Below are 1447 nucleotides of genomic sequence, written 5' to 3'. Positions count from 1 at the left end.
TGGACTGCACCCCAAAAGTTGGACACCCAACTGAGTAAGGTGCAGTTTTTTATGGCAAAGCCAAAATATTCTCTCGAAACCAGATTAGCTGTCGTTAATCATTATCTTGCCGGACACGATGGCGCTCGTCGTACCGCTGAACGTTTTGGTGTTGAAGAAACATCAGTGCGACGCTGGGTAAGAGCCTGGCAACTCCACGGTATTGATGGTATTACATGGAAAAATGACCGCCACTCTCCTGAGTTTCGACTGACGGTTGTCCTGAAGGCTCTGAGTGAAGAACTTACCATGCGCGAGGCTGCCGCACGGTTTAATATCTCAAATGAATCTGTTGTCCGGCACTGGGTGAAGGTTTACAAAGACACTGGTGAAGAAGGACTTCTGAACATAAAACCAGGCCGGAGTAAGGACATGACAAAACCTCAAAAAACACCTCCACTTACCGATGCAGAACTGGAAAAGTTATCTCCCGAAGAACTGCGAGCGGAACTCCGTTACCTTCGCGCAGAGAATGCCTATCTAAAAAAGCTGAAGGCCTTAGTTCAAAGCGAGAAAAACGGCAGAAAGCCCGGATAATCAGTGAGCTAAGGCTGAAGCATGCACTCGGTGATCTTCTGCGTGCAGCGGGCATGTCCCGCAGTACGTGGTATCACAATATGAATGCCCTGAAGCGAGTGGACAGGCATGCCGGACTGAAAGACAAAATCAGAGAGATTTACCACTATCACAAAGGGCGTTATGGCTACCGCAGGATCACGCTCTCACTGAGAAAACAGGGAGTGTTGGTAAACCATAAAACAGTGCAGCGGCTGATGACAGAGCTGTCGCTCCGCTCTGTGATAAGGGTGAAGAAATATCGTTCCTGGAAAGGGGAAGTGGGCAAAGCTGCGCCCAATATCCTGAGCCGGAACTTTGGTGCAACGAAGGCCAACGAAAAATGGGTGACGGATGTTACAGAGTTCTCGGTACAGGGTAAAAAGCTTTACCTGTCGCCAGTTCTCGATCTGTTTAACCGGGAGATTATCTCCTACAGCCTGTCAGAAAGGCCGGTGATGGAGATGGTTAATACGATGCTGCACGATGCGTTCTCAGTGCTCGGACCGGAGGATGCACCATTGCTGCACACGGATCAGGGCTGGCAATATCGAATGGCAGGCTATCAGGCAAAGTTAAAGGCCCATGGAATGACACAAAGTATGTCACGCAAGGGAAACTGCCTGGATAACGCAGTGATGGAGAACTTCTTCGGCACACTGAAATCGGAGTGTTTTTACCTGAACAGGTTCAGCGATCTGAATGAACTGAGGAAGGCGATAGAGGACTATATCCATTATTATAACAACGAGCGGATCAGCCTGAAATTAAAAGGCCTGAGTCCGGTAGAATACCGAACCCAGGCCCTGAAAGCCGCTTAATATGAACTGTCCAACTTTATGGGGTCAGTCCA

At 48.9% G+C, this 1447-nt stretch carries 1 protein-coding gene; it reads left to right on the top strand.

Annotated elements, in window-relative coordinates; translation table 11 throughout:
- The first annotated feature begins 51 nt into the window (after positions 1-51).
- Positions 52-1415, top strand: a protein-coding gene (locus BZK42_RS28675; protein ID WP_142478931.1) for an IS3 family transposase whose coding sequence is annotated in 2 segments (ribosomal slippage) — positions 52-529 and positions 529-1415 — 1365 coding nt in all. Because the reading frame shifts where the segments join, the coding sequence is not laid out codon by codon here.
- The last annotated feature ends 32 nt before the right edge of the window (positions 1416-1447 follow it).

This window comes from Citrobacter braakii (assembly GCF_002075345.1).
Lineage (GTDB): Bacteria > Pseudomonadota > Gammaproteobacteria > Enterobacterales > Enterobacteriaceae > Citrobacter > Citrobacter braakii.
Note: the sequence above shows the minus strand (reverse complement) of the source record. Positions and strands in the feature narration are given on the sequence as shown.